The 25,036-nt window shown below is 62.6% G+C and carries 26 protein-coding genes and 1 tRNA gene; 14 read left to right on the forward strand and 13 right to left on the reverse strand.

Translation table 11 applies throughout. The annotated features are described in order from the left end of the window. The first annotated feature begins 2 nt into the window (after positions 1 to 2). On the forward strand, positions 3 to 1,010 hold the full coding sequence (locus TX72_RS01195) for a Gfo/Idh/MocA family protein (RefSeq protein ID WP_011127116.1): 1,008 nt from the start codon (positions 3 to 5) through the stop codon (positions 1,008 to 1,010). Positions 1,011 to 1,029: 19 nt separating this feature from the next. Here TX72_RS01195 and TX72_RS01200 read toward each other — a convergent pair whose 3' ends face one another. Next, positions 1,030 to 4,218, reverse strand: a complete 3,189-nt coding sequence (locus tag TX72_RS01200) for a glycoside hydrolase family 15 protein (RefSeq protein ID WP_042502797.1) — start codon at positions 4,216 to 4,218, stop codon at positions 1,030 to 1,032. A gap of 48 nt (positions 4,219 to 4,266) precedes the next feature. Here TX72_RS01200 and TX72_RS01205 point away from each other — a divergent pair, with 48 nt between their 5' ends. After that, a complete protein-coding gene (locus TX72_RS01205; RefSeq protein WP_011127118.1) occupies positions 4,267 to 5,001 on the forward strand; it encodes a WecB/TagA/CpsF family glycosyltransferase in 735 nt (244 codons plus the stop codon). On the opposite strand, the gene TX72_RS01210 is transcribed toward TX72_RS01205, so the two are convergent. Together TX72_RS01210 and tgt are read right to left on the reverse strand one after the other, a co-directional pair. Continuing rightward, positions 5,002 to 5,145, reverse strand: coding sequence for a photosystem II reaction center protein K (locus TX72_RS01210; RefSeq protein ID WP_011127119.1), 144 nt, complete (start codon positions 5,143 to 5,145; stop codon positions 5,002 to 5,004). It lies immediately after the preceding gene. Between the two features lie 31 nt (positions 5,146 to 5,176). Then, on the reverse strand, positions 5,177 to 6,298 hold the full coding sequence (gene tgt / locus TX72_RS01215) for a tRNA guanosine(34) transglycosylase Tgt (RefSeq protein WP_011127120.1): 1,122 nt from the start codon (positions 6,296 to 6,298) through the stop codon (positions 5,177 to 5,179). 29 nt (positions 6,299 to 6,327) lie between these two features. Here tgt and TX72_RS01220 point away from each other — a divergent pair, with 29 nt between their 5' ends. Continuing rightward, positions 6,328 to 7,089 (forward strand): adenosylcobinamide-GDP ribazoletransferase, encoded by a 762-nt coding sequence (locus tag TX72_RS01220; RefSeq protein WP_011127121.1) that lies wholly within the window; start codon positions 6,328 to 6,330, stop codon positions 7,087 to 7,089. Here TX72_RS01220 and TX72_RS01225 read toward each other — a convergent pair. Further along, positions 7,058 to 8,197: a sensor histidine kinase gene (locus tag TX72_RS01225; RefSeq protein WP_011127122.1), complete on the reverse strand. Its 1,140-nt coding sequence runs from the start codon at positions 8,195 to 8,197 to the stop codon at positions 7,058 to 7,060. The genes TX72_RS01220 and TX72_RS01225 overlap by 32 nt on opposite strands. A 138-nt stretch (positions 8,198 to 8,335) precedes the next feature. Then, positions 8,336 to 8,527 carry a hypothetical protein gene (locus tag TX72_RS13700; protein ID WP_148228739.1) on the reverse strand — a complete coding sequence of 64 codons (192 nt, stop codon included), beginning with the start codon at positions 8,525 to 8,527 and terminating at the stop codon, positions 8,336 to 8,338. Positions 8,528 to 8,545: 18 nt separating this feature from the next. On the opposite strand from TX72_RS13700, the gene TX72_RS01230 reads away from it, so the two are divergent. Beyond that, positions 8,546 to 8,914: a DUF3155 domain-containing protein gene (locus TX72_RS01230; RefSeq protein ID WP_011127123.1), complete on the forward strand. Its 369-nt coding sequence runs from the start codon at positions 8,546 to 8,548 to the stop codon at positions 8,912 to 8,914. A 1-nt stretch (position 8,915) separates the two neighbouring features. Here TX72_RS01230 and TX72_RS01235 read toward each other — a convergent pair whose 3' ends face one another. Further along, positions 8,916 to 9,485 (reverse strand): alpha/beta hydrolase, encoded by a 570-nt coding sequence (locus tag TX72_RS01235; RefSeq protein ID WP_011127124.1) that lies wholly within the window; start codon positions 9,483 to 9,485, stop codon positions 8,916 to 8,918. 57 nt (positions 9,486 to 9,542) lie between these two features. Between TX72_RS01235 and purH the strand changes: the two genes are divergently transcribed. Further along, positions 9,543 to 11,093, forward strand: a complete 1,551-nt coding sequence (gene purH / locus TX72_RS01240) for a bifunctional phosphoribosylaminoimidazolecarboxamide formyltransferase/IMP cyclohydrolase (RefSeq protein WP_011127125.1) — start codon at positions 9,543 to 9,545, stop codon at positions 11,091 to 11,093. Between the two features lie 53 nt (positions 11,094 to 11,146). Further along, a complete protein-coding gene (locus TX72_RS01245; protein ID WP_011127126.1) occupies positions 11,147 to 11,605 on the forward strand; it encodes a DUF4079 domain-containing protein in 459 nt (152 codons plus the stop codon). Positions 11,606 to 11,613: 8 nt separating this feature from the next. Here TX72_RS01245 and TX72_RS01250 read toward each other — a convergent pair whose 3' ends face one another. The 4 genes from TX72_RS01250 to sfsA all read right to left on the reverse strand — a co-directional run bounded on the left by TX72_RS01250 (position 11,614) and on the right by sfsA (position 15,923). Continuing rightward, positions 11,614 to 12,222, reverse strand: coding sequence for a DUF1997 domain-containing protein (locus TX72_RS01250; protein WP_011127127.1), 609 nt, complete (start codon positions 12,220 to 12,222; stop codon positions 11,614 to 11,616). 54 nt (positions 12,223 to 12,276) lie between these two features. Then, positions 12,277 to 13,476 (reverse strand): 4-hydroxy-3-methylbut-2-enyl diphosphate reductase, encoded by a 1,200-nt coding sequence (locus TX72_RS01255; RefSeq protein ID WP_011127128.1) that lies wholly within the window; start codon positions 13,474 to 13,476, stop codon positions 12,277 to 12,279. 104 nt (positions 13,477 to 13,580) lie between these two features. Then, entirely contained in the window at positions 13,581 to 15,053 is a 1,473-nt protein-coding gene (locus TX72_RS01260; protein WP_011127129.1) for an ammonium transporter, read from the reverse strand. A gap of 105 nt (positions 15,054 to 15,158) precedes the next feature. Then, positions 15,159 to 15,923 carry a DNA/RNA nuclease SfsA gene (gene sfsA / locus TX72_RS01265; protein WP_011127130.1) on the reverse strand — a complete coding sequence of 255 codons (765 nt, stop codon included), beginning with the start codon at positions 15,921 to 15,923 and terminating at the stop codon, positions 15,159 to 15,161. 69 nt (positions 15,924 to 15,992) lie between these two features. Here sfsA and murJ point away from each other — a divergent pair, with 69 nt between their 5' ends. Next, positions 15,993 to 17,600, forward strand: a complete 1,608-nt coding sequence (murJ, locus tag TX72_RS01270) for a murein biosynthesis integral membrane protein MurJ (RefSeq protein ID WP_042502804.1) — start codon at positions 15,993 to 15,995, stop codon at positions 17,598 to 17,600. Here the strand turns inward: murJ and TX72_RS01275 are convergent. From TX72_RS01275 to TX72_RS01285, 3 genes are read right to left on the reverse strand one after another with little or no spacing between them, the layout of a single operon-like run. Continuing rightward, positions 17,587 to 17,850, reverse strand: a complete 264-nt coding sequence (locus TX72_RS01275; protein WP_011127132.1) for a cytochrome-c oxidase — start codon at positions 17,848 to 17,850, stop codon at positions 17,587 to 17,589. The genes murJ and TX72_RS01275 overlap by 14 nt on opposite strands. A gap of 26 nt (positions 17,851 to 17,876) precedes the next feature. Continuing rightward, positions 17,877 to 18,167, reverse strand: coding sequence for a DUF3181 family protein (locus TX72_RS01280; protein WP_042504093.1), 291 nt, complete (start codon positions 18,165 to 18,167; stop codon positions 17,877 to 17,879). Between the two features lie 32 nt (positions 18,168 to 18,199). Further along, complete coding sequence (locus tag TX72_RS01285) at positions 18,200 to 18,454, reverse strand: hypothetical protein (RefSeq protein WP_042504096.1); 255 nt, start codon at positions 18,452 to 18,454, stop codon at positions 18,200 to 18,202. Between the two features lie 92 nt (positions 18,455 to 18,546). On the opposite strand from TX72_RS01285, the gene TX72_RS01290 reads away from it, so the two are divergent. From TX72_RS01290 to TX72_RS01320, 7 genes are all read left to right on the forward strand, one after another. Further along, a tRNA-Arg gene (locus tag TX72_RS01290) sits at positions 18,547 to 18,620 on the forward strand. A gap of 103 nt (positions 18,621 to 18,723) precedes the next feature. Beyond that, positions 18,724 to 20,013, forward strand: a complete 1,290-nt coding sequence (gene glyA, locus TX72_RS01295; RefSeq protein WP_011127135.1) for a serine hydroxymethyltransferase — start codon at positions 18,724 to 18,726, stop codon at positions 20,011 to 20,013. 93 nt (positions 20,014 to 20,106) lie between these two features. After that, entirely contained in the window at positions 20,107 to 21,246 is a 1,140-nt protein-coding gene (locus TX72_RS01300; protein WP_011127136.1) for a glycosyltransferase family 4 protein, read from the forward strand. Beyond that, complete coding sequence (locus tag TX72_RS01305) at positions 21,239 to 22,498, forward strand: competence/damage-inducible protein A (protein ID WP_011127137.1); 1,260 nt, start codon at positions 21,239 to 21,241, stop codon at positions 22,496 to 22,498. Before TX72_RS01300 ends, TX72_RS01305 begins: the two co-directional genes overlap by 8 nt. 27 nt (positions 22,499 to 22,525) lie before the next feature. Further along, positions 22,526 to 23,944: a 3-isopropylmalate dehydratase large subunit gene (leuC, locus tag TX72_RS01310; protein ID WP_011127138.1), complete on the forward strand. Its 1,419-nt coding sequence runs from the start codon at positions 22,526 to 22,528 to the stop codon at positions 23,942 to 23,944. Continuing rightward, entirely contained in the window at positions 23,944 to 24,558 is a 615-nt protein-coding gene (locus tag TX72_RS01315; protein WP_011127139.1) for a 3-isopropylmalate dehydratase small subunit, read from the forward strand. Before leuC ends, TX72_RS01315 begins: the two co-directional genes overlap by 1 nt. 55 nt (positions 24,559 to 24,613) lie before the next feature. Then, positions 24,614 to 25,036 (forward strand): pentapeptide repeat-containing protein, encoded by a 423-nt coding sequence (locus TX72_RS01320; RefSeq protein ID WP_011127140.1) that lies wholly within the window; start codon positions 24,614 to 24,616, stop codon positions 25,034 to 25,036.

Here is a 25,036-nt window from a genome sequence, read left to right on the forward strand (position 1 = left end):
CGATGTCTCCCGACCCCATGCGTCCGGTCAAGGTCGGGGTCATCGGCATTGGAAACATGGGCTGGCATCACGCCAGGGTGCTGAGCCTCCTGAAAGATGCTCATCTCGTGGGTGTAGCTGACCCCGATGGCGATCGCGGTGCCCTGGCGGTGGAGCAATTCGGCTGCCGTTGGTTCGCCGACTACCGCACGATGCTCAGCGAGGTGGAGGCCGTTTGTATTGCCGTGCCGACCCTGCTGCACCATCCAGTCGGCCTGGCCTGCCTGGAAGCCGGTCTGCATGTGCTGATCGAGAAGCCGATCGCTGCCAGTCAGGACGAAGCAACGGCACTGATCAGCGCTGCAAACGACGCCGGCCGTCTGCTGCAGGTGGGTCACATCGAGCGCTTCAATCCCGCCTTCCGCGAACTCACGAAAGTGGTGGCCAATGAGGAGGTGGTGGTCCTGGAGGGGCGGCGCCACAGCCCCCATGCAGACCGTGCCAATGATGTGTCAGTGGTGCTGGATCTGATGATTCACGACATCGACCTGATGCTGGAACTGGCTCAGGCGCCGGTGGTGCGGCTCGCCGCCGCCGGAGGTCGCAGTGCCGATGGACCGATCGATTACGTCAACGCGACCCTCGGGTTTGAGAACGGTGTGGTGGCCAGTCTCACGGCCAGCAAGATGAGCCACCGCAAGATCCGCAGCCTCAGTGCGCACTGCCGTTCCAGCTTGGTTGAGACCGACTTCCTGAATCACACCCTGCACATCCACCGCCGCGCCCACGAGTGGTATTCCGCCGATCACGGTGAATTGCTGTACCGCAACGATGGCTTCATCGAGGAGGTCAGCACCACGTCGATCGAACCGCTCTATGCCGAGCTCGAGCATTTTCTGCAGTGTGTCCGTGGCCGTGAAACGCCCGCTGTGGACGGCCTGCAGGCCTCCAGAGCACTGCGTTTGGCCGATCTGATCGAGCAGGCGGTGGAACATCCCGACATGGGTGTGCCCCTTACCGATCCGATCTGAGCGGCGCGGACGTCGCCCGTCAGACCAGCCCTTCCTGTTCAGCCAGTTCCCTCAGAGCCGCCACCTGCCAGCGGCGGCAGTCACCAGGAGATGCGGCGTAGAACTGCCCCCAGGCTCGGGCTTTGTGCTGGCTGTAGCTGGCGTGGCTCAGCGAGGGATGCGTCTGTTGCCAGCCCACACGCACAGCGTGGCCAATCACCACATCCAACGCCAGGTCGTCATCGAAGTGCACCTCCGGGTTGGCTTCCACGAAGGCCATCAGAGACAAGAGGCACTCCGTACAGAGCTGTCGATATTCCGGCGCCTGGATTCGGCTGAGCAGATGCTCCACCAACGTGGCGAAGTTCTTTTCCCCCGCTGTTTTCTCGAGGATCAGGCGGCTGTTCAGTCGATTGCGGCGTTCCAGCTTGTCGCCGACCACCAGGCCGCGGCAGTGCTGCAACAACGACCAGATGCCGGCATAGAAATCCCTGGGCACCTTCTGCAGTGAACCAAGACGGATGCGGTGCTGCAGCCAGTCGCCGCCGCTGGGGGGCTGGTCAATGGGATCCGGCACCTTCCACTGCACCCTGCCGGTGACATGCAGCTGCTCACCGCGCTGCAGGGCCGCCCTGGCATGTTCAACATCGCTGAGGAGTTGTCGCAGCCGATCCCGGATCCGATGCGGTGAGCTGCTGCACAACGCTTCAAAGGCCTCGTCCTGGCTGAGCTGATCCTCTGCCGCCAGTTCAGAGGTGAGCAGCAACAGCAGTTGACTGAGCTGCAGGGTAAGGATCCCTTTCAGCAGTCCGGGATCGCGCCGGGCCACGCCATCCAGGGCCAGCAGCAGCTCCTGTTCAAGCATGCGCTCGCGCCCGTCCACCCCGCTGGTGCGTGCGATCCGTTCGGCGATGGCGCTGCTGTCCAGGGGGTGGCTGAGCCGTGCATCGGCGGTGTAGTTGCGGCCCACGACCACTTGTTTCTGACGCACCAGCAGATCGGTCAGGGCATCTTCCAGTTGGGGATGGACCATGCCCATCGCACCGGCGCAGCGCCGCACCACACTCCAGTCCTGGCAGCGCAGTCCGCGGTGGTACACCTCCTCCAGCAACTGCTGAATCGTCACGCTGCGGCCGTGCGGATTGGTTTCAAGGGCCTTGGCTCCGAAGCGTCGTTGCAGCAGGTCCAGAACGTCGGCCTGTTCATGCAGCGACTGGGTGTTCCACAACCTTCTCCGCAGAAGGTCAGCGTCGGTTTCGTCGAGCTCCTGTTCTTCAGCGGCCGTGAGATCGCGGAGGTCTGTGGCGTCCTGCAGCAGAGAGGGTCGGCTCCGTTCCAGGGCCGTCGGCTCAATGTCGCCCCCCCCCTCTCGCAGAGTCACCCAACTGGCCTGACTGGCCAGCTGTTTCAGCTGGTCGAACTGCACAGGGATGTCCCCGATGCGGCCGGTGAGCAGCGTTTGTCCCAGCTGCAGGAAGACCTCGGGATGATGCTGGAAGGATTCAGCGCTGACGGGGATCAACAGCAGTGGCAGCCCTGGACCACGCCAGTGACGCCTCAGCAGATGGAGTTCATCCACCACGCTGTCCTCTAACTGAAGCGGGTCATCGGCCAGGTAGCTGATGCCGTCCTCCAGCACCGCTGTCGTGAAGGCCAGGGTCTGTTCCCCGAGACGGTACAGCCGTGCGGTGTCCTCGGTTTCGATGCGCTGCACCGGTTTGCCACTCAGGCCGAGTCTTGGATTGGCCCCGATGGAGCTCCACCGGGCTGCCAGGGCATCCGAGGGCTGGATTGTGATCCCATCACCACTGTCCAGCGGCAAACCGGCGTCGATCAGGGCCTGCCTGACGGAGGTTGTCTCTGCAGCGAAGGCCACGAGCATGCCGTCAGCTCCGAGCCCCATGGCGTGTCGCCGCTCGCAGGGGTCGAGATCCTCTGGTGTGATCAATCCCTCCAGCAGCATTTCGCCCAGCCAGGCCAGGCTTTGTGTCCAGATCAGGGGGAGATTGCTGTTGGCCTGGCGAGGCTGGCTGCCTGGCTGTCTCCGTTCCGCTTCGACCCGATCAGCAGCCACCTGATACAGCTCGGGGTAGAGCGCTTCCCCATCCCGATGCACGGCCAGGGCTGCCAGCTTGTCCTGCCAGGAGCGGGCGTCCTGCCAGCGTTCCTCGCAGCAGGCGGTGACCAGTTCAAAGGCCAGAAACAGCGGCCACTCCGATTCAATCCCTTCGAACTGGGCGAGCTCCTCCGGCTCGTAATGAAGACGATTGACGTCTTCCACGGCGGTTTGATGGCCATCACGAAGAAAGCGTTTGTAGCCATAGGTGCCGCCCAGTTCCCGCCGTACCCGGCGCAGGGTCCGCTGCACCAGGTCCTGGTTTTCGATGGCCCAGGCAGGGAAGCCCACCACCGACAGGCAAGCGCTGTCGGCTTCCTTGCTGGCGGATTCCCGCGGCAACAGGCTTTCGAGGGCCCGCCGCAGACGAACCACAGCTCCCTGGGGGATGAGCAGTTGGCACGACCCATCACCGTGGACCCCGAAGAGGTCGAGGCCTTCCAGGGCCTCCAGAGCGGCTTTCGCCATGCCGATGGAGCTGGAATTGCGTTCGGGCAAGCCGTTGTTGCCTTTGTCGCCCCGTTCCCAGATGCCGTAATCAGGGGTTCGATACGCCCGGGCGACGTAGTACACGAGGTTCTGAATGAAATCCACCTCATCCCGGCTCTGGATCACGGTGCAGCCACCGCGGGTGAGTTGAGCCAGCTGGAGCAGAAACAGGGAAGTGGCATCGAGTTGCAGATGTCCCCAGGCGTCATCCGCCACCACCGGATCGCCGCTGCTGCTGTCGTACTTCGCGTGCAGAGCGTCGAGAGGATCGAGGCTGACTTTGAAGCGCTCCACCTTCCCGGCCTGGCGCAGCATGGCTCGCAGCAACCCCCGCATCAGGGAGATCACCCGTTGCTCAAGCTCCCAGGCCCGCCTGTCGTGGGCTCCATGGCGGCGACGGTGGGCCATGGCCAGAGCCCAGACACACTGCACGGAGTAGACACAGTCCCGCACCCAGGCATCGCCGTAGTTGCCGTGAACCGTGTGGGCGGTGCTGGCGGGCAGCAAACCACTGATTGGGTCCTGACGTTCCAGCACCACCTGCTCAATCGATCGATCGAGCCGAGCCAGGACTGCATCGCGATGATCCTGATCCTTTTGGGTCTGTGTTGCCGTCACCACCATGACCCGTCTTGTCGCCGCTTTTAAATTCTCCAATGCAGCCCTTCGGCGATGGACTCAGTCACCACCACTCCAGACGATCACCGCCGGTGCCGGGTTCTCGGAATCCCCGTGGATGCCTGCCGTGATGTTCAGTCAGCTGCCATCGGGCTGCACGCCCGTGGTGGTGGTCGCATCGTCACCCTCAACGCTGAGATGACGATGACGGCTCGCAGCTTGCCGGAGCTGGGCCACGCCATCGAAGGGGCTGACCTGGTGATCCCTGATGGTGCTGGAGTGGTTTGGGCCCTGGCACGGCAACGGGTCAGTGTGGTGAAGACCGCCGGCATCGAACTGGCCTGGACGCTTCTCGAATACGCCGCAGCGCACAGTTGGAGGGTGGCTCTCGTGGGCGCAGCCCCCGCTGTGATGGACAGCCTTCGTCAATCGCTGCCCCAACGCCTTCCAGGCTTGAACCTGGTCATTGCTGTGGATGGCTACCAGCCAGCTGATGCCTGGGATGGCATCGAAGCCGAACTCCATCAGCTCAATCCCGATCTGGTCTTGGTTGCCCTGGGCGTTCCTCGTCAGGAAACCTGGTCGGAACGAGTGAGTGACAGCCGATCAGGACTCTGGATGGGGGTCGGCGGCAGCTTCGACGTCTGGGCTGGCGTCAAGAAGCGAGCTCCGGCATGGATGTGCCGCTATCGCATCGAGTGGCTGTATCGCCTGATTCAGGAACCCAGTCGCTGGAGGCGAATGCTGTCTCTGCCTGCCTTCGCCTGGGCTGTCTTGAGAGGTGTCTGATCAGCGGAAACCAACGGAGGCCTGCCAGACAAAGGCCAGTAGCAGGAAGAAGACCGGGATCAGCGGAAGGATGTCGATCAGTGGTGAGAAGGCCTGATAGGCCTCGGGCAGCTGTGCCAGCAGGTCAAGGGTGAAGGAGGCCATCCCTAGTCTTCAAAAGGCGTTGGGCTGGACGCTACCACGTGTGATGAGCTGGTGAGTCCGGCTCCCAGGGAGCGAAATCCTCTGAAAAGCAGCCATCCCGGATTGCCTGGGACATCGCTGTGGTGAAGCGCAGGAGATGGGTGATGTTGTGGAGGCTCAGCAGGGTGAGCCCGAGCAGTTCCTCACTGCGGATTAGATGGTTCAGGTAGGCCCTGGTGTGCCCTCCGCTGCATGTGGGACAGGGGCACGACGGGTCCAGGGGAGTGTGGTCATGGCGGAAACGCGCATTGCGCAGGTTCCAGCGTTCACCACCCACGAGGGCTGTGCCATGACGGCCGAGCCGTGTGGGGAGAACGCAATCGAAGAGGTCGATGCCGTTGGCCACCGCCACGGCCATCTCCCGCAATGTGCCGATGCCCATCAGGTAGCGCGGTTTGTGTGTCGGCAGCAGCGGTGTGACGTCCCGCACGATCCGGTGCATCTCCTCCACCGGTTCGCCCACGCTGACGCCACCAACGGCAATTCCCGGCAGGTCGAAATCGGCGACGGCCCGCGCACTCTCCCGGCGCAAATGGGGAAAACATCCGCCCTGCACGATGCCGAACAGGGCCTGGTTGTCTCGGCTGTGGGCTTCAACGCAACGGGCCAGCCAGGCATGGGTGCGCCGGCAGGCATCGATCACATCGTTTTCGGTGGCCGGATAGGGCGGGCACTGATCAAAGGCCATCGCCACGTCAGCCCCCAGGGCCATCTGAATCTGCGTGGCGTGTTCCGGGGTCATGTCGATGATCCGGCCGTCCCGGGGGTTGCGGAAGACAACGCCGCGGTCATCGATTTTGTTCAGGTCTCCAAGGCTGAACACCTGAAAGCCGCCGGAGTCGGTGAGCATCGGGCCGTCCCACCCCATAAAACCGTGCAACCCCCCGGCGGCCGCAACGATCTCCTCGCCGGGCTGAAGGTGCAGGTGATACGTGTTGGACAGCACCATCTGTGCCCCTGTGCGGGCGAGTTGGTCCGTGCTGATCCCTTTGACGGTGGCCAGGGTGCCAACGGGCATGAAACGGGGCGTGTGCACCGGTCCATGGGGTGTGTGAAAACAGCCGCAGCGGGCAGCGGTGTTGGCGCAATGGGCGCTGATCTCGAAGCCGAACAAGGCAAGGACCCCCCTGTCTCGACCCTACGGTGAGACCAGGACCGTGCAACAGACCCATCGCTCGGAGCGTTTCTCCCTGGTTGTCCGATCTGGCGGGGGCCTGGATCTTCTACAGCGTCTTGCCGGCCTGGCCTTGGCCGTCACCACGGTTCCAACGCATTGCCCGATTCGCCTCCTGGATCGGTCTGGTGATCGGTGCCATACAGGCCCTGCTCTGCTGGGGACTGCTTCGGCTCGGCTGGACCATGAGCGCTGCGGCGCCCATGGTGATCGCCCTCGGCATCTGGCTCAGCGGCGGGCTGCATCACGACGGAGTGATGGACACGGCCGATGGTCTGGCCGCCGGCCCGGAGCGTTGTCTTGAGGCGATGGAGGACAGCCGTGTGGGGGCCAGCGGTGTGCTGGCCCTGGTCATGGTGCTGATGCTGCAGCTGGGCGCTTTGGTCCAGCTCGGTTCGGCCGCGCCAGCGGCCCTGGTGACGGTCGGTGTCTGGAGCCGTGTGGCACCGCTCTGGGCGATGGCCCGATTTCCTTATTTACGCCGCGACGGAACGGCCGGCTTTCATCGCCGCCATGGACGCCCCCGCTGGGATGCCCTCCCTAGCGGAGTTGTGCTGCTGGTTCTCTGCATCGTGCTGAATCCGGTGATGCTGTTGGCCGGGGCTCCCGTTGCGCTGGTGGTCGCAGAGGGCCTCGGTCGGCGCCTGGGGGGGCACACCGGCGACAGTTACGGAGCCGTACTGGTGCTGACGGAAACGTTCACGTTGGTGCTTCTGGCTCTGACCAGGTGAGGTGGAAGGCATTCCCTTGCTGGGGAAGCTCTGCCGCTAAGCGAGACGGCTCAACGCACAGTTCAAGCGTCCCGCCATCGTCTTCTGCCAGCTGACGGGCCAGGGCGAGTCCAAGTCCGGTGCCCGGACGGTCTCGACCCCGCCGGCCCCGCACCCCTTCCTGGAAGATCGCGTCTCGTTCATCAGGATCGATCGGCGGGCCTTCATCCCAAATGCACAAACCACTGGGCAGGGGCATCAGACCAATCGCCCTACCAGGGGGGCTGTAGCGGAAAGCATTTTCAAGAAGGTTGGCCACGATCTCCGCTGTTGCTGCGACCCGTGCCGACTCAGTGGCCCAGGCGGGCCAGTTGTCAGGCCCATGCCAAGGCCGCCCTTGCAGCGTGGCCATGGCCTTGGCCCGCTCGATCAAGGGCATCAACTGCTGTTGAAGGCTGGTGCCCACAGCACTGCTGTCCGGGGGAAGCATCAAGGGGGCAGGCTCCGGCTGACGTCCACTCAGGGCCGGTTGCCCGATGCTGTCGAGGACATTGACGTAGCGATTGAGCTGGTTCTGCTCCGCCAGCATTCCCTCCACAAGTGGTCGATGTTCGCTGCTGCTCTCCAGACGCCGCAGCAGCAACTGGGCGTAGGTCCGCAGCGCTGACAGGGGATTCCGCAGCTGATGAACCATGGTGCGCAGCTGGGATTGCTGTTGTTCCAGGGCGTTGCGCAGCTGAAGGCATTCGAGATCTCGCGCCAATGCATGACTGAGGGCAGCGGCGCCATCGCGCAATTGCTGGTCCCGTTGCGGGTCCCACGCTTCGGCGGGGACAAGATCGGCGCGCAGGGCTCCTAGGATCAGTTCCCCATCGCGTAGGGGGTACCAGCGGCGTTCCTGAGCTGGATGCCGTAGCTCGGGATCGGCATCGGCGGGGGGAAGTGTTCGTTCAGCAGCCGAGAGCTGTCGAATCAGCACGAGCGGTGGTCGGTCCTTGTCCCCTGCCTGACTGAGATACAGGGCGAGATGCTGAAAGCAACGGTTGCGGTTCAGTTGCTCCAGCTGTTGATCCGCAAAAGTCAGGAACGGTTCCGTCAGCTGCAATGGGCCTGGTGGGCGAATGGACACTGAACCAGGGAGCAATGGTTAAGGGGACTTGAAAATTCTGGGAAAAGTCTTAAGATCTAATTATCGACCGAGGCGATGTTCGTCAAGAGCAGACGCCCACCAACTCTTGTATTGGTTGCATTTCTGATGCAACCAAAGTTACAGCAGAGGCTGAAGCGTTCTCTGCTGGGTGCCGAACCGGCATTGCTTGGTGTTGGTGTTCTTTTGATGGTTGTGGGTCGCCCGCAGCCGTTGCATGACGCGGTCTGCAGACGCCCCTGCGTCGACCAGCCCCAGGTAATGACGGAGGGTTTCGGCCTCTCCGGTCCCCTTCTCTCTTCCTTTATTCACGTTCACCGGAGCTCGACCATGTCCAAGAAGCGCAAGCGCATCAGCCGCCGTCGTCTCGCGGGGCAACGGGTCCTTGCCCATGTGTCCACTCATCATCTGGAAACCGGTGAGTACAAGCCTGTGACGGCGGCTCGTCGCTACATCGCTGAGGCCGGTTTGGTACCTCCGGCGTTGCTCAATGTGCGACGCAATGAACACACCACCGATCGCTTCTTCTGGGGCGAAAAGGGACTATTCAGCGCTCAGTACGCCGAAGAGAATCACTTCCTCTTTCCGTCCTTGCGCACCATCGTCGATTCGATCGGTGAAGACACCTTGTTTGAGGGGCTCGATCTCTCTGCCGACGATTGGGAGGAGATGGAAGAGTACGAGTACGCGTTCGTTTGAATCAGGGTCCTTTCAGGACCCGTTTCAAGAACGTCAGCATCGGTTGCACCATTTCTTCTGGGATGGTGTGACCGTTGTCGAATGAGAGGGTTTCGCAACGGTTGGATCGGAGCCGTGCGGTGATGGCGTCCATTGCTGTTGCAGGGACGATCGTGTCTTGACGGCCGTGCATGACCAGGACTGGCGGGTGTTGGTCCGCTGGCTCCCAGTTTGGGTGTGGATAGCCACTGCAGGAGATCACACCCGCCAGGGGCAGGCCGCAACCGCTGTCAAGCGCCATGGCGCCACCTTGGGAAAATCCGAGCAGCACCGTGCGTTCCATTGCTGGCCCCTGACGGGTAATCGTCTTCAGGCGCTCCTGAAGCGCCTCGACGGCTGCTGGAACACCATCCCAGTCTGCAGGGAAAAGGCCGTACCACTGGCGGCCAGGGGGCTGGGGATGGAGATGGGGAGCCGCCAGCGCCACCACCTCCAAAGGAAGATCGATGGCGGCTGCGAGTGATCGTCCGAGGGGTTCCAGATCATCCGACGTGGCACCCCAGCCATGAAGCATCACCAGGCGGCTGTTCATTCGATCCCCCGTAACCCTGCTGCGTAGGTTGGCTCAGGACCCAGTCGTCACGAATCCATGGCTCCTTTTGCGCTGCTGAGCGTGTCCGACAAAAACGGCGTTGTGGCGCTGGCGGAGGCGTTGCATCGCACCCATGGTTATGCGCTTCTGTCCAGTGGTGGGACCGCCAAGGTTCTGGAAGATGCCGGACTTCCGGTGACCCGTATGTCAGAGCACAACGGCGCACCGGAGATTCTCGGTGGTCGAGTGAAGACCCTGCATCCGAGGGTGCACGGCGGCATCCTTGCCAAACGAGGTGATGCTGCCCATCAGGCTGATCTGGAGCAGCAGGGCATCCCCGCCATTGATCTGGTGGTGGTGAATCTGTACCCGTTCCGGGAAACGGTGGCCCGAGCGGATGTCACCTGGGATCAGGCGATCGAAAACATCGATATCGGAGGTCCGGCGATGGTCCGGGCCGCTGCCAAAAATCATGCTGATGTGGCGGTGCTCACCAGCCCGGATCAGTACTCCTCGGTGCTGGCGGCCATGGCGGAATCGGCTGGTCGTGTGCCTGCGGATCTATGCCGCCAGTTGGCCCTCGAAGCGTTTCAGCACACCGCGGCCTACGACACCGCCATCAGCCGTTGGATGGCTGGCGAGGTTGAGCTTGTGAGCAGCCCCTGGTTGGAGGCAGTACCGCTTCGCCAGACCTTGCGTTATGGGGAGAACCCACACCAGAAAGCACGCTGGTTCAGCCATCCCCGTCAGGGATGGGGAGGAGCGATTCAGCTGCAGGGCAAGGAGCTCAGCACCAACAACCTGTTGGACCTGGAGGCAGCTCTGGCGACGGTTCGCGAGTTTGGCTACGGCCCAAACGCCGTCGGCCCCGCTGCCGTGGTGGTGAAGCACACCAACCCCTGTGGTGTGGCTGTGGGACCGGTGGTGGCTTCCGCGCTGACGAGAGCGCTGGATGCGGATCGCGTCAGTGCGTTCGGCGGCATCGTGGCGATCAACGGACCCGTGGAGGCCGCCGCAGCCCGTGAGCTCACCGGGTTGTTTCTGGAATGTGTCGTGGCCCCATCCTTCTCCCCGGAAGCCAGGGAAATCCTGGCCGCCAAGGCCAATCTCCGGCTGCTGGAGCTGTCGCCGGATGCGATCGCTGCTGCTGGTCCAGATCACGTCCGCAGCATCCTCGGGGGACTGCTGGTGCAGGACCTCGATGATCAAGTGATGACCCCTGATCAGTGGACGCTGGCAACCAAGAGGCCTCCTACCGCTCAGGAGAAGCAGGATCTTGAGTTCGCCTGGCGCCTGGTGCGGCATGTGCGCTCTAACGCCATCGTTGTGGCCAGGGATGGTCAGAGCCTCGGGGTCGGCGCCGGTCAGATGAATCGCGTCGGTTCAGCGCGGATTGCCCTGGAGGCGGCGGCTGAGAAAGCCAAGGGAGCAGTGCTGGCCAGTGACGGATTCTTTCCCTTCGATGACACCGTTCGCCTGGCAGCTAGCCATGGCATCACAGCCGTGATTCATCCCGGAGGCAGCCTTCGGGACGGGGAGTCGGTCAAGGCCTGCGATGAACTGGGTCTGGCCATGCTGCTCACCGGCCGCCGCCATTTCCTGCACTGAGGCGGACTGGACCCGTCGACCCCTAGCCTCGTCCCCACAGCGAGTTACGTCCGATGCTGGCCACCCTGCCTTTCAGCCTGAATTTCGTGCACCCCCTCACCGAATGGGGCCTGTTGGCCATGGGTGGCTGGGCTCTCTATCTGGGAATCAAGGCGAAGAAAACCCGCACCGGGACCCCAGAGCAGCGCAAAGAACTGGTTAAGGGGAAATTCGCTCAGCGCCACTACCTATGGGGAAGCATCCTGCTGGCGGTGATGACCGTCGGCACCCTTGGCGGCATGGCCGTGACTTACCTGAACAACGGCAAATTGTTCGTTGGACCTCACCTGCTGGTGGGTCTGGCCATGACGGGGATGATCGCCCTGGCGGCCTCCCTGTCTCCGCTGATGCAACGGGGCAACATGATCGCGCGCAAGGCCCATGTCGGCTTGAACATGGGCACGCTGACACTGTTCCTCTGGCAGGCGTTCAGCGGCATGGAGATCGTGAACAAGATCTGGGCTAACCGCTGACCCTTGCGTCAGAACGCTGCCCGTCGACGAGGCGGGCAGTGGAGCCCATGGCTGGCGTGAAAGTCCTCCTGAACCTTCCAGGTCAGCCGTCTTGAGATCTGCCGGACGATCTGGCGCAGCAGATGATCGCCACTGGATTGCACCAGTTGTTCGGGAAGCATGGTGATCACCTTGGGGAGTCGTATCCAGACGCTCAGATCGAGGTCCCAGTTCACGGATGTCGTCGAGTCCTGGTCGATCAACTGCATGGACGCTTGAAAGTCCACGTCGTAGTGGTCGCGTAAGACGAGAGATTGCGGAACGGTCCGAACCGTTTCGATGCGATAAAGCTGTTTATCTTCTGGCAACAAACGCAGCGCGATGGTCGGCTCCACCTCGAAACCGAAGTTGCCGAAGCGTCCGAGGGTCAGCGCATAGGACTGGTGGTCAAGCGCCGCAACCTGCATCGGCTTGGCACAGCGCTCGAACCAACTCTGGTGACCGTTTAGGTAGGTAACGACCTGCGTGGTGGGCGCCAGCATCTCCATCTGATCGGAGAAACCGCTGCGGTAACAACGCACCTGCGGGTCCGAACCATGGAGCAGGTTGTCGGGGTCAGAGCGCGACAAGAGCAGCACAGAGCGGGACTGAGACGGTTCAGGTGGTGTGAACCAATGTAAAGCTGAGGCCAATCAGCTCTCGCTGAGCAGCATCAGTTTCTCGATCACTTCCTCCACGGCCCGATCCGGTGTCGAGGCGCCGGAGGTGATGCCAACGGTGACCGGTCCAGCTGGCAGAAAATTGCTTTCGAGTCGCAGGTTTTCGTTGAGCGGTTTGTGTTCAATGGCATTGGCCTGGGCATCGAGACGATCCGGCGTGTCGATGTGGAAGGAGCGGATGCCGCGGCTCAGGGCGATCTCCTGCAGGTGCGTGGTGTTGGAGGAGTTGAAGCCGCCGATTACCACCATCAGATCAAGCGGTTCGTCCACGAGGGAAAACATGGCGTCCTGACGCTCCTGGGTGGCATCGCAGATGGTGTTGAAAGCCACGAAGTGATCGTTGAGCTCAGCTGGGCCGTATTTGCTCAGCATCGTGCGTTCGAACAGGCGGCCGATCTCTTCGGTTTCGCTTTTGAGCATCGTGGTCTGGTTGGCCACGCCAAGGCGTGAGAGATCACGGTCCGGGTCAAAGCCAGGGGAGCAGGCGGCGGAGAAGCGCTGCATGAAGGCGTCACGGTCGCCCTTGCCCAGGATGTAGTCCGCCACGATTTGGGCTTCCTCCATGTCCAGAACCACCAGGTAAGTCCCAGCAAAGGAGCTGGTGGCGAGGGTCTCCTCGTGCTTCACCTTGCCGTGGATGATCGAGGTGATCGTGTGCTTCTTGTGCTTTTCCACCGTGGTCCATACCTTGGAGACCCACGGGCAGGTGGTGTCCACGATGTGGCATCCCCGTTCGTTGAGCAGCTGCATCTCCTGAACGGTGGCGCCGAAGGCGGGAAGGATCACCACATCACCGGAGGTGACGCCGGAAAAATCCTTGACGCCTTGTTCAACAGGGATGAACTGAACATCCATCTCGCGCAGATGGTCGTTCACCGAAGGGTTGTGGATGATCTCATTGGTGATCCACAGGCGCTCGGCGGGGTAGTGCTTGCGGGTCTCGTAGGCCATGGCCACGGCCCGCTCCACCCCCCAGCAGAACCCGAAGGCCTCGGCCAGGCGAACCGTGAGCCGGCCATGGCTGAGCTTGTAGCCGTTGTCCCGGATCGTGCCGATCAAGCCGCTCTGGTAGGCCTGCTCCAGGCTCTCGGCCACTTCCTCGGCCCGTCCGAAGCCCCGCCGGTTGTAGCGCTCTGAATGGTGGAGGGAGCGCTTGAAGGCGTGGGTGTCCATAACGGGCGCTGCAGTTTCATGACTCTATGGGGCGTGCTGCGATCAGCAGGCCATCAAAAAGCCCGGCCCTGAGGGCCGGGCAGTGAACTGAAGCCTGAAAGGGATCAGTTATTGGTGGTGGAGAAGCCGGCGTAGGCCTCCATGCCGTGCTCGCCGATGTCCAGACCTTCGGTCTCTTCCTGCTCGGTAACGCGGATGCCACCGAAGAGAGCACCGATGATTTGCCAGGCGATGAAGCAGGTCACAACGGTCCAGATGGCGTAAGCAGCGGTACCCAAAGCTTGGATGCCGAGTTGTTCAATACCACCGCCGACCAGAAGGCCGAGGGGGGATCCATCACCCTGAACGTCGAAACCCCAAAGACCGATCACCAGGGTGCCCCAGACGCCGCAGACTCCATGGACGGAGAAGGCGCCGACGGGATCATCGATGCCCGCAGAGTCAAGAGCAGACACCGAGAAGACGACGATGATGCCGCCCACCAAGCCGGCAACCCAGGACCCAGTCAGGGTGAGGTTGCCGCAACCGGCGGTCACGCTCACCAGGCCGGCCAAGATGCCGTTGATGATCATGGTGAGGTCAGGCTTTTTGGAGGTGATCGTGGAGATCACCGTGGCGCCGATGGCACCGCCGGCAGCGCCGAGGGTGGTGGTGACAGCCACGTAGGGGACCCACTGATCCATGGCCAGTTGGGAGCCGGGGTTGAAGCCGTACCAGCCGATCCAGAGGATCAGCGCGCCGAGGGTTGCGATGGACATGTTGTGGCCAGGGATGGCCTGCACATTGCCGCCGACGTATTTGCCGATGCGGGGTCCAAGCAGTGCAGCACCCACAAGGCCAGCCCAGGCACCGACGGAGTGCACGATCGAAGAACCGGCAAAGTCAATGAATTCGGCATTGCCGACGCTGTTGAGCCAGCCGCCATTCCATTCCCAGCTGCCTGCAACAGGGTAAATAAAGGCAGTGAGGATCAGGGCGAAGACCACGAATTCGCCGAACTTGATCCGCTCAGCCACAAGACCGGAAACAATCGTGGCTGCTGTCCCGGCGAAAGCAGCCTGGAAGAGGAAATCAACAGTGGGAACCAGGCCAGCGTCGCTGATGGTTTCAGCGGTGACGGTTGGATCGAAGAAGAGCCCCCCGAAATACAGCCAGCCATCGATGGCGGCGTCTCCGTACATGAAGGAATAGCCAACAAACCAGTAGGCGGTTACCGCCAGGGCGAAGACGAACAGGTTCTTGGCGAGAATATTGACGGCATTTTTTTGGCGGCACATGCCGGCTTCCACCATGGCGAAGCCGGCGTTCATGAAGATCACCAGGATGGTGGCCACCAGCAGCCAGAGGTTGTTGGCGAGGAAGGCTGCATTGAGATCTGGCAGCTCTTCGGCTTTTGCTGAGAGAGTGAAAATGCCGAGACCCATCAGCGCCAGTGGAGCGCAGGCGAGCCAGGTCATGGCACGGTTGGAGCTGAAGCCCCGGATGCTCTTAATCAGCATCAACGGACCTTCGAGGAGGTTGGCCTCCTGCAATGTTTTTCGGCGCCTACTGGTAGGCGAGTGGAATGCAGTTGTCATGAACGAGAGTGCAGAGCTGCTGGTCACGCCGGATGGTGTATCCGACTGAACTCACCCAAAGTGCAGCGCAGATTCGCCCTTAGGTGTGTTAATTGATACAAGATCTCAAAGTTGTTTCAAGGGTCTGATCCCTTCCCAGCGAATTCCATCTGCCTGGAAGCGGAAGCGGCAGGGCAGCACCTCCACGCCGGCTTTGATCGCCTCGCGGAACAGTTCTCCATAGCGCGGATCCGCGCTGTCCCCTGGCGCGAACTCCGTCACATCCGGACGACTCAGACAGGGAACCAACACCGCTCTGGAATCTGGAAGAACACCCATCAGCTCCACCAGGTGCTTCTGGCCACGTTCAGTCACCGTGTCTGGGAACAGGGCTGTGGTGCCATCGGTCCAGGTGGTGTTTTTCACCTCGAGATAGATCGGCCGCTGATCAGGATTGGAGTCGGTCGGCGTGAGCAGCAGATCAATCCGGCTGCGTTTGTTGGCTCCGTAGGCCACTTCGGCGCGGATGCTGGCGATGGGCCCCAGCTGAGCGGCCAAGCAGCCGGCTTCGATCGTGGCCCTTATCAAGCGGTTGGGCAGCGCCGTGTTGATGCCCACCCAGCAGGGGGCACCGTCCGCCCCTGGCACCTCGGCTTGCTCCCAGGTCCAAGCCAGCTTGCGCTTGGGTGAGGGGGCATGGCGCAGTCGAACCCGCTGGCCTGGGATTAACACCCCAGTCATCGGGCCGGTGTTGGCGCAGTGGGCGGTGATCACCTCTCCGCTGCTGAGTTCTACATCCGCCAGAAAACGCTTGTAGCGCTTGATCAGAACGCCTTCTTCAAGCGGTTCAAAGCTAAGCAGGGCATCGCCGGGGGTCGTGCAGCCGGTCATGGCTCTAGCCAGGGAGTGCCCATGGTCTCCTGTGCTCCCACCACAATGCGGCCATCATCTGGGGATCGAATGGCGCGATCACTCAAGGGAATCGCCCTGGTGGTGACCCTGGGCACGCTGCTCAGCAAGGTGGGAGGGCTGGTGCGGCAGCTGGTGATTGCTGCTGCCTTCGGCGTGGGCGCTGCCTATGACGCATACAACTATGCCTATGTGTTGCCTGGATTTCTGCTGATCCTGCTGGGGGGAATCAACGGCCCTTTTCACAGCGCCATGGTCAGCGTGCTGAGCCGCCGTCCCCGAGCTGAGGGGGCTCACATCCTGGCGGCCTTGAACACCAGCGTGAGTGCCTTGCTGCTGCTGGTCACGCTGCTGCTGGTGCTGGCGGCTGATCCCTTGATCACGCTGGTGGGGCCAGGGTTGAGCCCGGAGCTGCACGCCATCGCCACTGTGCAGTTGCAGCTGATGGCGCCGATGGCCCTGCTGGCCGGTCTGATCGGCCTCGGTTTCGGCTCACTCAATGCCGCCGATGAGTTCTGGATCCCGGCGATCTCTCCGTTGATGTCCAGTGCTGCGCTGGTGGTTGGGGTTGGGCTGCTCTGGTGGCAGTTGGGCAGTGGGATCACCTTGCCGGCTGCTGCCATGAGCGGCGGTGTGGTGCTGGCGCTGGCCACGCTGGTGGGGGCCTTGCTGCAGTGGCTGATCCAGCTGCCGGCCCTGATCCGTCAGGGTCTGGCGCGATTTCAACTGGTGTGGGATTGGCGCCATCCCGGCGTGCGGGAGGTGTGGCAGGTGATGGGGCCGGCGACGTTGTCCTCCGGGATGCTGCAGATCAATGTGTTCACCGATCTGTTCTTCGCCTCCGGGATTGCAGGAGCTGCAGCGGGTCTCGGTTATGCCAATCTGCTTGTGCAGACGCCGCTGGGGCTGATTTCCAATGCCCTGTTGGTGCCTTTGCTGCCGACCTTTGCCCGTCTCACGGCCGGTGAGGATCGCCCCGAGCTGGTGGAGCGCATTCGTCAGGGACTGATGCTGTCAACGGCGTCAATGATTCCTCTGGGGGGGCTGTTCATCGCCCTGGGGGCGCCGATCGTGGCGCTGGTGTACGAACGCGGCGCGTTCGATGCTGCCGCGGCGCAGCTGGTCACCGGGCTGTTGATGGCCTACGGCTTTGGGATGCCGGTTTATCTCGGCCGGGACGTGCTGGTGCGGGTGTTCTATGCCCTTGGCGATGGCACCACACCGTTTCGGTTCTCGTTGGCGGGGATCGGCCTCAACGTGATCTTCGACTGGTTACTGGTGGGTGGACCAACGCCGTGGGGCAATCAGTCGCCCTTCAATTTCGGGGCGCCTGGACTGGTGCTGGCCACTGTGGCGATCAATGCACTCACATGCCTGGGTCTGCTCCTGGCCCTGCGCCGCCGCCTCCAGGGATTGCCGCTGCGCAGGTGGGGGCGTGATGTGACGTGTCTGAGCCTGGCGGGTTGCATGGCGGCGGCTGTGGCCTGGGCCCTGCAGGGTTGGTTCAGCTGGCCGCAGGGAGCGGTCGGTCTGGTTCTGCAGATCGCTTTGCCAGGCTTGCTTGGACTGCTTGTGTACGGCCTGGCGGCAACAGCCTTCGGCATCGCCGAGGTTCGGGACATCGCAGCGGGTGTTAAGCGCAGGCTCAGGCGTCGATGAGCCGCACGTCCCGCTCCTCGCGCACCTGAATCGGTAGTTCGAGCTGCTGGCGTCCCACCAGCTGAGGGCCCTGCACCGACACAATTCGCGCTTCGATGCCGAACTCCTTGAAGGCCGTCTCCAACTCCTGAATCAGCGCCTTCTCCACCTGAGCTTCCGGATCCACCACCCGCCCGATCAACCGTTCCCCAAGCCGGCCGATGCGCTGACGCACCACCTCGCGTGCGTTGGTGACTTCGATGATCAGCACACCATCGCCCTCGGATGGCCGCAACCTTATCGGCAGTAGGACTCCAGGATCTCCTCGAGTTCACGAAGCTGTGCCGGAGGCATCAGGCGCGAGAGCGGCAGCTTGCTGGCTCCACCAGCCACCGGAACTGTCACCGCCTCCAGAGACTTTCTCGCCGCCACCGAGGCCCCCTGGTCAATCAGGGCACTGCACTCAATGGCGAGAGGTTGGGCCAGATCTGCATCTCCGAGATACAGATGCCAGCCCGAAACCTGGATGTAGAGGCGGTCAGCCAGGGTGGATTGCAGCTCCTGCAGGTCGGCAGCGGGAAGAGACATCTGCGGTGATGGCATCTCCACCCATGCTGCCGTTATTCCGCTGGTTCAATCGGTCCTGGGCGCTGGACCAGCACAGCGATGAACTGAACCAGCAGCACGCCGAACCAGATGCCGGTGATCCAGGGCAGCCGATCGGCGGGAAACGGTTGACGCATCTCCTGCACGAACCAGGCACCACTGTTGACGGCCGCAAAGACACCTGCGTGCAGACAGAGATTCACGATCCGCTCGAAATGGCGGTAAGTCGGATCGGTTGGGTCAGCAGGGCCGTACCAGCGGATCGGCATCTCGACGATGAACACAGTTCTCCCCCGATCCTGCCGCGCGTGTGCTCCAGTTGACGACGGGACCCTTGATGGGGTCTCATGGATTCACGCCAGCGCTTGTAGCTCAGCGGATTAGAGCATCTGACTACGGATCAGAGGGTCGGGAGTTCGAATCTCTCCAGGCGCGCTTGAAAACTGCCCAATCGGGCAGTTTTTTTTTGGACAGCTGTTGTTCCAGTTTCCTTTCGAAACGGTTTCTTACGATCAAGTGAGGACAACGCCCGGGCGTCATGAGCGACAGCACTGCTTCTTCGATCAACAAAGGTCTTGCGGCCGCCGATCCCGCCATTGCAGCCCTAATTGAGAAGGAGCAGCAGCGTCAGGAAACCCACCTGGAGCTGATCGCCAGCGAAAATTTCGCCTCCCGGGCCGTCATGGACGCCCAGGGTTCAGTTCTGACGAACAAGTACGCCGAGGGGCTCCCCAGCAAGCGGTATTACGGCGGTTGTGAGCACGTTGATGCCATCGAAGAGCTGGCGATCGAACGGGCCAAGGAACTCTTCGGTGCGGCCTGGGCGAATGTGCAGCCCCACAGTGGTGCCCAGGCCAATTTCGCTGTCTTCCTGGCGCTGCTTCAGCCGGGAGACACGATCATGGGATTGGACCTTTCCCATGGCGGTCACCTGACCCATGGCTCGCCGGTAAATGTGAGCGGAAAGTGGTTCAACGTGGTCCAGTACGGCGTCGATCGCGAGACCCAGCGGCTGGACATGGAGGCCATCCGGCAGCTGGCTCTGGAGCACAAGCCGAAGCTGATCGTCTGTGGCTTTTCGGCCTACCCCCGCACCATTGATTTCGCCGCCTTCCGCGCCATTGCCGATGAAGTGGGTGCGTTCCTGCTCGCCGATATGGCTCATATCGCTGGTCTGGTGGCGGCAGGCGTGCATCCCAGCCCCGTTCCCCACTGTGATGTGGTCACCACCACCACCCACAAGACCCTGCGCGGTCCCCGTGGTGGTCTGATCCTCTGCCGTGATGCCGACTTCGCCAAGAAATTCGACAAGGCTGTGTTCCCCGGCAGTCAGGGCGGACCTTTGGAACACGTCATCGCGGCCAAGGCGGTGGCCTTCGGCGAGGCCCTGCAACCAGCGTTCAAGACCTATAGCCAGCACGTGGTGGCGAATGCAGCCGCTCTGGCAGAGCGTTTGATCGCCCGCGGCATCGACGTCGTCAGCGGTGGCACCGACAACCACGTGGTGTTGCTTGACCTTCGCTCTGTCGGCATGACCGGCAAGGTGGCTGATCTCCTCGTCAGTGATGTCCACATCACGGCCAATAAGAACACGGTGCCGTTTGATCCCGAATCCCCCTTCGTCACCAGCGGCCTGCGCCTGGGTACCGCAGCACTTACCACCCGGGGCTTTGATGCCGGTGCGTTCCGCGAGGTGGCTGATGTCATCGCCGACCGCCTCCTGAACCCTGAGGATGACGCTGTTCAGCAGCAGTGCCTGCGTCGGGTTGAGGCGCTTTGCCAACGCTTCCCGCTCTATGCCGCTGCGCGTCAGCCAGCGCTTGCCTGACTGGACCAAGTCCCTGTGGATCCCAGGGTTCACTCTCCCTAGGATCCGGAGAACATCTCCCCTGCAAAGGGTTGTTCTGATTCAGGAGCCTGCGTGTCCCTCGCTGCCAGCCCCTTACTGGTTGCCACGCTGAGTTTCCTGTTGGCCGCTGGGGTCACGATGGTTCTGGTCCCTGTTGTCCGTGGTCTCGGACTTCGGCTCCAGCTCACCGATCAGCCTGATCCCCGCAAGCAGCACACCGCCCCCATGGTCCGGTTGGGGGGCATCGCGATGGTGGCTGGCTTTGGACTGTCGCTCACCGTGATCTGGCTGCTCGGTGGATTCGGCCTGCTCGCTCCGGCCCGGGATCAGCTGATCTGGAGCACTCTGGCGGGTTCGTTGTGCTTTTTTCTGATCGGTCTTGCCGACGACCTGTTCGACCTTTCACCCTGGCCCCGGTTAGCGGGTCAGTTCGCTGTTGCCTGCGTGATCTGGAGCCAGGGCGTCCGCATCGGAGCCATTGATCTGCCCTGGGTGAACGGGTCCGGCTCAGCGATCGCGCTCAGTGACAGCCTGAGCCTCCTGGCAACCGTGATCTGGTTGGTCGGCATCACCAACGCGATCAACTGGCTGGATGGGCTGGATGGTCTGGCCGCCGGTGTCGCTGGCATCGCTGCCGTTGGTCTGATCTCGGTGAGTTTTTCCCTGCATCAAGTGGCGGCAGGTTTCCTGGCAGCGGCTCTCGCCGGCTGCTGTCTTGGCTTTCTCCGTCACAACTTCAATCCAGCCCGCATCTTCATGGGCGATGGCGGCTCCTATTTCCTTGGTTTCACCCTTGCCGCGGTCAGCATCGTCGGTCCGGCGAAGGGGCTGACCACCGTCAGCCTGTTGTTGCCGCTGCTGATCCTTTCCCTGCCGCTGGCCGACATGTCTGCGGTGATCATGGGCCGCCTGCGGGAGGGCCGTTCCCCCTTCCATCCCGATCGTCGACATCTGCATCACAGGCTGCTGCGGGCCGGTTTCAGCCATCGCCGCACCGTGTTGCTGATTTATGTCTTCACCCAGTGGCTGGCGGCATTGGCCCTGGTGGTGGCCAATGCCGAAATGCGCTTTCTCTGGTTGGCACTGGCCACCGCGATCCTGGTGGCCACCGTGGTGATCAGCCGGCGTCAGCTTCAGACGGAGCGGGCCCTCACCCAGACATCACCATCCCCAGAAGCCAGCCTCACCTCCTGCCGCGATCGCCATGGCTGAAGCCGGTGTTGAAATTCTCTGCGTTGGCACGGAGCTGCTTCTGGGAGACATCCTCAACGGCAATGCCCGTTGGATTGCCGAACGGCTGGCGGGCCTTGGACTTCCCCACTACCGCCAGACCGTGGTTGGCGATAACCGTCAGCGGTTGGCCGCAGCCGCCCGCGAGGCCAGTGGGCGCTGTCGGGTTCTGATCACCACCGGTGGTCTCGGTCCCACACCGGATGACCTCACCACCGAATCCCTGGCTGCGGCGTTTGAGACGCCTCTTGAGGAACGTCCGGAGCTCTGGGACGAGATTCAAGCCAACCTCTCGGCTGGTGGTCGGGCGGTGGCGCCGAGCAATCGCCGCCAGGCCTTTCTTCCCAGGGGGGCTGCTGTGCTGCCCAATCCCCTGGGCTCGGCCCCCGGCATGATCTGGTCCCCCTTGCCGGATTTCACGATCCTCACCTTCCCTGGTGTGCCCTCGGAGATGCGGGCGATGTTTGAGGCCACGGCGGAACCCTGGTTGCGGCGTCACGGAGGGGCAACAGGGGTGTTCGTGAGTCGCCTGTTGCGCTTCAGCGGCATTGGTGAATCCAACTTGGCCGAGCAGGTCGCTGATCTGCTTGAGGGGGTGAATCCCACGGTGGCGCCGTATGCCTCCCTTGGAGATGTGAAGCTCAGACTCACGGCCTGTGGCAGCTCCGCAGAATCTGCAGCGGCTCTGTTGGATCCGGTGGAAGCTGAGCTGCGCCGCCGCACCGCTCAGCATTGCTACGGCACCACCGACGACAGCCTGGCGTCGGTGGTGTTGGCGTTGCTCCAACGGTCGGGGCAAACCCTTTCGGTGGCGGAGTCCTGCACCGGTGGTGGTCTCGGCGCCGCGTTGACGGCTGTTCCAGGTTCATCCGCTGTGTTCGCTGGGGGGGTGATTGCCTACAGCAATGCGGTGAAGCAGCAGCTGCTCGATGTCCCTGCCGAGCTGCTTGAGCGCCATGGAGCTGTCTCGGATCCAGTGGTGGCGGCCATGGCCGAGGGGGCGCGGCAGCGTCTGGGGACGGATTGGTCGATCGCGGTGAGCGGCATCGCCGGTCCCGGTGGTGGAACTGACGAGAAGCCCGTCGGGCTGGTGCATCTGGCAGTCAGCGGTCCCGATGGTTGTGAGGCGACTGCGGAACGGTTCGGGGACCGACGCGGGCGGGGGGCCGTTCAGCAGCTCACGGTGATCCGTGCCTTGGATCGCCTGCGTCGACGACTGCTGGCCCAGTCGTAGGGTCAACGGTCCCTGCAGCAGAGCGGCTTGAGTTCCGGCACCCTCTACGACAAGGTGTGGGACCTGCATCGGGTGGCGGAGCTTCCCGGCGGATCCACCCAACTGTTCGTGGGTCTTCATCTGATCCATGAGGTCACCAGCCCTCAGGCGTTTGCGGCGCTGCGCGACAAGGGTCTGAGCGTGCGCTGCCCCGAGCGGACTGTGGCCACGGTCGATCACATCGTGCCCACCACCTCCCAGAGTCGTCCGTTTGCTGATTCCTTGGCTGAGGAGATGCTCAGCACCTTGGAGCGCAACTGCGCTGACCATGGGATCACCCTCAACGGCATCGGCAGCGGCCGACAGGGCATCGTGCATGTGATCGCTCCGGAGCTGGGGCTGACCCAGCCCGGGATGACCGTCGCCTGTGGCGACTCCCATACGTCGACCCATGGGGCCTTTGGAGCCATCGCCTTCGGCATTGGCACCAGTCAGGTGCGCGATGTGCTGGCCAGTCAGAGCCTGGCCATGTCGAAACTCAAGGTCCGGCGCATCCAGGTGAACGGTCGGCTGTCCGATGGGGTCTCGGCCAAGGACCTGATCCTTCACGTGATCCGGACGCTCGGTGTGAAGGGGGGCGTCGGATTTGCCTATGAGTTCGCGGGCCCAGCGGTGGAGGCGCTGTCGATGGAAGAGCGGATGACCCTTTGCAATATGGCGATCGAGGGTGGTGCCCGTTGCGGTTATGTGAATCCAGATCAAGTCACCTTTGATTACCTCAGCGGTCGAGCAGGAGCCCCTTCGGGTGCTGCCTGGGATCGGGCCGTGAGCTGGTGGCGCGGCTTGGCCAGCGATCCGGACGCTGTGGTGGATGACGAGGTGGTGTTTGATGCGGCCAGCATCGCTCCCACAGTGACCTGGGGCATCACACCGGGTCAGGGGCTGGGCATCGATGAGTGCATTCCGCAGCTTGAGCAGCTGGAGCCAGGTGAGCGACCCATCGCCGAGGAGGCCTATCGCTATATGGATCTGCAGCCCGGTACCGCCATTGCGGGGGTGCCTGTGGATGTCTGCTTCATTGGCAGTTGCACCAACGGTCGACTCAGCGATCTGCGGGCGGCGGCGGCTGTGGCCCGTGGTCGCCACGTCGCTGATGGCATCAAGGCCTTTGTGGTGCCGGGTTCCGAGCAGGTGGCGAAGGCAGCGGAAGCGGAAGGACTCGATCGTGTGTTCCAAGACGCTGGCTTCGAGTGGCGTGAACCGGGTTGTTCGATGTGTCTGGCGATGAATCCCGATCGCCTCGAAGGCCGGCAGATCAGTGCCAGTTCCAGCAATCGCAACTTCAAGGGGCGGCAGGGGTCTGCCAGCGGACGCACCCTGTTGATGAGTCCGGCGATGGTGGCAGCTGCCGCTGTCCACGGCCAGGTGACCGATGTCCGCACCCTGTCACTTCAATCCGCGGTCTGATGAGCAGCTTTCCTTCCGGTCCGGTGAGCCAGGTGGTGGGTCGTGCCCTTGTCGTCAGCGGCGAGGACATTGACACCGATCGGATCATTCCTGCCCGCTTCCTCAAGTGCGTGAGTTTCGATGCCCTGGGTGACCAGGTGTTCGCGGATGACCGTCGTGAACGCGAGGGTGAGCACCCCTTCGACCAGGCGCGATTTCAGGGAGCGTCAGTTCTTGTGGTGAATGGCAACTTCGGTTGCGGATCCAGTCGCGAACACGCACCTCAGGCACTGATGCGCTGGGGCATCCGCGCGGTGGTGGGCGTTAGCTTCGCCGAGATCTTCTACGGCAACTGTCTCGCCCTCGGCATCCCCTGTGCCACGGCGTCGGCCGCGGAGGTGGAGGCGATCCAGCGACAGGTCCATGATCGTCCGGATCAGACCTGGTCTCTGGATCTGAAGGCTGAACAGCTGACGTCTGCGGATCAACAATGGAGTGTTGCTGTGGATGAGGGGCCGCGGCAGATGTTGCTGAGCGGCCGCTGGGATGCCACGTCGCAGTTGCTGGCCCATGGTCCAGAGGTTCAACAGTTGATGGAGGCATTGCCGTACATCAACGGCTTCAGCAACGTCTGATGGCACCATCAGACTCTTGTGTCTATGAAAGAGACAGGGTTAGTGGGAGAAGTCCGTGATTCAACTTGGCTGGCTCGCGCTGTTGCTGGCTCTGCCGCTTCAAGCGGTGGAGCATCGGCCGGATCCACGGGAGCGGTTGCTGGATCAGAGGGCGTGCAGGGGCTGTAATCTGCGCCGCGTTGAGCTGCAGGAGGCCCACCTGATCGGCGCGGATCTTCGAGATGCTGATCTTGAGGGGGCGGATTTGAGGGGCGCCAACCTCGAGGGTGCCGATCTCAGTGGAGCCCGGCTGGTGATGGCTGATCTTCGCGGGGCCACTCTCACCAATGCCGACTTAACGGGCACGGATCTGCGTGGTGCTGATCTCCGGTCTGCTGTTGTGATCAATGCCTTCGCACCGGACGTGCGAACGGAGGGCATCCGTTTTGCCGGCGCCAAGCTCACCGGCAGTGATCTGATCATCGGCGGTGGGGACTAA

Origin of the sequence: Parasynechococcus marenigrum WH 8102 (assembly GCF_000195975.1) — a bacterium.
In the GTDB taxonomy this organism is placed as follows: domain Bacteria; phylum Cyanobacteriota; class Cyanobacteriia; order PCC-6307; family Cyanobiaceae; genus Parasynechococcus; species Parasynechococcus marisnigri.

What these genes read in the sequence shown, in the direction of transcription:
- TX72_RS01195 (WP_011127116.1), top strand. Translation starts at nt 3, where the DNA reads ATGTCTCCCGACCCCATGCGTCCGGTCAAGGTCGGGGTCATCGGCATT.
- TX72_RS01200 (WP_042502797.1), bottom strand. Translation starts at nt 4,218, where the DNA reads ATGGTGGTGACGGCAACACAGACCCAAAAGGATCAGGATCATCGCGAT.
- TX72_RS01205 (WP_011127118.1), top strand. Translation starts at nt 4,267, where the DNA reads ATGGACTCAGTCACCACCACTCCAGACGATCACCGCCGGTGCCGGGTT.
- TX72_RS01210 (WP_011127119.1), bottom strand. Translation starts at nt 5,145, where the DNA reads ATGGCCTCCTTCACCCTTGACCTGCTGGCACAGCTGCCCGAGGCCTAT.
- TX72_RS01230 (WP_011127123.1), top strand. Translation starts at nt 8,546, where the DNA reads ATGTCCAAGAAGCGCAAGCGCATCAGCCGCCGTCGTCTCGCGGGGCAA.
- TX72_RS01235 (WP_011127124.1), bottom strand. Translation starts at nt 9,485, where the DNA reads ATGAACAGCCGCCTGGTGATGCTTCATGGCTGGGGTGCCACGTCGGAT.
- purH (WP_011127125.1), top strand. Translation starts at nt 9,543, where the DNA reads ATGGCTCCTTTTGCGCTGCTGAGCGTGTCCGACAAAAACGGCGTTGTG.
- TX72_RS01245 (WP_011127126.1), top strand. Translation starts at nt 11,147, where the DNA reads ATGCTGGCCACCCTGCCTTTCAGCCTGAATTTCGTGCACCCCCTCACC.
- TX72_RS01255 (WP_011127128.1), bottom strand. Translation starts at nt 13,476, where the DNA reads ATGGACACCCACGCCTTCAAGCGCTCCCTCCACCATTCAGAGCGCTAC.
- TX72_RS01260 (WP_011127129.1), bottom strand. Translation starts at nt 15,053, where the DNA reads ATGACAACTGCATTCCACTCGCCTACCAGTAGGCGCCGAAAAACATTG.
- sfsA (WP_011127130.1), bottom strand. Translation starts at nt 15,923, where the DNA reads ATGACCGGCTGCACGACCCCCGGCGATGCCCTGCTTAGCTTTGAACCG.
- murJ (WP_042502804.1), top strand. Translation starts at nt 15,993, where the DNA reads ATGGCGCGATCACTCAAGGGAATCGCCCTGGTGGTGACCCTGGGCACG.
- TX72_RS01280 (WP_042504093.1), bottom strand. Translation starts at nt 18,167, where the DNA reads ATGTCTCTTCCCGCTGCCGACCTGCAGGAGCTGCAATCCACCCTGGCT.
- TX72_RS01285 (WP_042504096.1), bottom strand. Translation starts at nt 18,454, where the DNA reads ATGCCGATCCGCTGGTACGGCCCTGCTGACCCAACCGATCCGACTTAC.
- glyA (WP_011127135.1), top strand. Translation starts at nt 18,724, where the DNA reads ATGAGCGACAGCACTGCTTCTTCGATCAACAAAGGTCTTGCGGCCGCC.
- TX72_RS01305 (WP_011127137.1), top strand. Translation starts at nt 21,239, where the DNA reads ATGGCTGAAGCCGGTGTTGAAATTCTCTGCGTTGGCACGGAGCTGCTT.
- TX72_RS01315 (WP_011127139.1), top strand. Translation starts at nt 23,944, where the DNA reads ATGAGCAGCTTTCCTTCCGGTCCGGTGAGCCAGGTGGTGGGTCGTGCC.